The sequence below is a fragment of the Vibrio sp. 03_296 genome, from assembly GCF_002265885.1.
This window is the reverse complement of the sequence record NZ_NPKW01000784.1, coordinates 1-1,400: the sequence shown is the minus strand read 5'-3', so window position 1 is coordinate 1,400 and position 1,400 is coordinate 1. Positions and strand designations below refer to the sequence as shown.

3 pseudogenes are annotated in these 1,400 nt (G+C 43.6%); 1 reads left to right on the top strand and 2 read right to left on the bottom strand.

Going from position 1 to position 1,400, the window contains the following annotated elements:
- Together CIK04_RS27865 and CIK04_RS27860 are read right to left on the bottom strand one after the other, a co-directional pair.
- Positions 1 to 317 (bottom strand): annotated as a pseudogene (locus CIK04_RS27865) (DUF4156 domain-containing protein); the annotation flags it as partial.
- Positions 318 to 403: 86 nt separating this feature from the next.
- Positions 404 to 683 (bottom strand): annotated as a pseudogene (locus CIK04_RS27860) (DUF2956 domain-containing protein); the annotation flags it as partial.
- Positions 684 to 763: 80 nt separating this feature from the next.
- Between CIK04_RS27860 and CIK04_RS27855 the strand changes: the two are divergent.
- Positions 764 to 1,272: pseudogene (locus CIK04_RS27855) on the top strand (DUF2919 domain-containing protein).
- The last annotated feature ends 128 nt before the right edge of the window (positions 1,273 to 1,400 follow it).

Sequence of the window (1,400 nt, the reverse complement as noted above, 5' to 3'; positions counted from 1 at the left end):
GGCAGCGGTAGGCGGTGCCTAACAGCGTATAAGAAGTGGTAAAGGCTTGATGAGAAATGACATAAATCGTATCCGCAWGCYTTAGGCGTTTTGGTCGTTGTTTTTTAAGTCATTCACCGCACCTTGCATCATGGTATCGTTGGAAAAAAATAAGTAACTATACCAGTGCCCTTCGTTGCCTGTAACCGTTCCGAGATATTGGCATTTTTTAGGGTCAAAATGATCATCGACTCGCACTTCAATGTGTTGAGAACCCACTACAGGAGCTTGACTGGCGTTGTGCATCCAGATAAACAAGCAGCGCTGACGCATAAAATAGGTTCTTCATTTTATCTCCCTGCGAAGTGTAGAGCACAAAACCTACCCAACTGATGACCAGTAGCCCCCATGGGAGATATTGGCTGAACGCACTTGGAGACGATGGTTCGGTCAATGTGTATTCGTTGTCATCGTTCATCTCTTGCTGTTGATGCGACTTTGTCCCGCAACTGCTTTTTGCGCGCACGATCGGCCTGACGATGCTTCTCTTTTTGCTGCTTTTTATAAAGCGCGATGCCTTTCTCAATGCCTTGTGCGATCAGTTTGGTTTGTTCTTTGGTCTGCCCAGGCTTTTGTGTTGCTTTCGCGATTTTGAGTGCTTCTTGCTGAGATTCTGGTGACGGTGTGATTGCGTGTTGTTTCATCATCATATGTATGCTAGTAAAAAGAGATGGCATTAGTCTAACCTTTGCGGGTTACTAATTGAATCATTTGCTGTTAAATGATGTCGCGAGTCCCATTGATTAGATTTAGATTTTGCGATATTCGTATAGATCACTATGACAACCAAGGTTATCTCAAAGCATCTTTGTTGTCTTTGGTTTGGTTGGTTTTTTTAGCCCGAGCTTGGGTCGTCTTTGCTGGTGCAGGGCAAGCCGAGAGAGTGGCGATAAGATCTTACAAATTGTTTACCCTGATAACCATACCCTCTATTTAGGTCTTCTAATTGGCATTCCAAGTGTTTTGCTAATGTGGATTATGGGATTGAGAAAGCCCGGCCGCCAATGGATTGATAAGCTTACTAACTATGGACGGGGTTTCACCTTATGTTTGGTGTTAGGGCAAATTGTACAGACGGCCTACCATGTTTATCTGGAACACGGCGAGTTTAGTTGGACCAATGGATTAACCCTATTAATATTACTTTGGTTTGGTATTTACGTATTCAATAGTCAGTGGGTGAAAGATTGTTTTCATGTCCCTAATTTACCCATAGACGACAACCTTAACTGACGATCATCAATTATTATCCGTCAGTTTCGCCCTACACTGGGGGCAAAAAGAGGAGTTTATTATGTCACTTGCTCAAACGGCGATTCTGCCAGAAGCGGCCCATTCGCGTTATACGACTTGCTTAAAAT